At 24.2% G+C, this 1,353-nt stretch carries 2 protein-coding genes; both read left to right on the top strand.

All coding sequences use genetic code 11. The annotated features are described in order from the left end of the window. A partial coding sequence (locus VN21_RS04975; RefSeq protein ID WP_046822327.1) for a CbiQ family ECF transporter T component occupies positions 1-377 on the top strand: 377 nt, incomplete at its 5' end. Positions 378-386: 9 nt separating this feature from the next. Beyond that, complete coding sequence (locus tag VN21_RS04970) at positions 387-1,208, top strand: energy-coupling factor ABC transporter ATP-binding protein (RefSeq protein ID WP_046822326.1); 822 nt, start codon at positions 387-389, stop codon at positions 1,206-1,208. Positions 1,209-1,353 lie beyond the last annotated feature (145 nt).

Here is a 1,353-nt window from a genome sequence, read left to right as displayed (position 1 = left end):
ATATAGGGACTACTAAATTTGCTGTAAAAAGTTCAGTAAACATATTACTTAGAGCTATGAGTTGTATTATATCAATTTACTTTTTAATACTTACGACTCCATTTAATCAATTAATAATAGTATTAAAAAAACTACATATTCCACATACACTTATAGAATTGATGATTTTAATTTATAGATTTATATTTATATTTATAGAAGAAGCAGAAGAAATATATAAATCACAACAGTTAAAATTTGGATATACGAATTTAAAAACATCTTACAATTCAATGTCATTGCTTATAAAAACATTGTTTTTCAGAATGATGAGAAGATATGAAGATATGAGTACATCTTTAGATATAAAATTGTATGATGGTAAATTTCACGTATAGGAGACTAAAATGTTTAAAGTAGAAAACTTAACATATAAATATGAAAAAAATAATAAAGCATTAGACAATATAAGTTTAGATTTTTCAAATGGGAATATGATTGGAATAATAGGTTCAAATGGGTCAGGGAAGTCAACTTTATTTATGAATTTAATGGGTATATTAAAACCTTCATCAGGAAAAATTTTTTATGAGGGCAAAGAATTAAGTTATAAAAAGAAAGACTTGTATAACTTAAGAAAAGATGTAGGTATAGTATTTCAAGATCCAGATAAGCAGATATTTTATTCAAGAGTATATGATGATATTGCATTTTCTTTAAGAAATATAGGTTTAGAAGAAAGTGAAATTAATAAAAAAGTTTATAGAGCATTGGAATTGGTTAATGCTATAGATTTAATAGATAAACCAGTACATTTTTTAAGTTATGGTCAGAAAAAAAGAGTAGCTATAGCATCTGTTATAGCTATGGAAAACCAAGTTGTTTTATTAGATGAGCCAACAGCTGGATTAGACCCAATAAGTACGAAAGCTATTATAAAAATATTAAAAGAATTATGTGAAAAGGGTGTAAAGGTAGTTATATCGAGCCATGATATGGATTTAATATATGACCTTTGCGACTATATATATGTTTTAAATAAAGGTAAGATAACTATTGAAGGAAATTCTAATGAAGTTTTTAAAGATGATTTGAAAATTAAAGAGGCAGGATTAAATAGTCCATGGCTTGTTAAAATACACAAAAACATGAATTTACCTTTATTTAGAAAAGAAGAGGATTTATACGGTTATTTTAATAAAATATGTATAAATTCTATTAATAATTAGCCCCTAATCTTATTAAGTTAAGATTAATATATATATAATAAATAAATACCTTTAGTCTAAATTTAATCCTTGGATATATATCTGAGGATTTTTTCTTTGTAGAAAAAATTTAAAAAGTGGATATGATTAACATGGGCTTTTAATA

The organism is Paraclostridium benzoelyticum (assembly GCF_001006285.1).
Taxonomy (GTDB): Bacteria; Bacillota; Clostridia; order Peptostreptococcales; family Peptostreptococcaceae; genus Paraclostridium; species Paraclostridium benzoelyticum.
The sequence above is the reverse complement of the archived record's forward strand: the minus strand, read 5'-3'. Positions and strand labels throughout refer to the sequence as shown.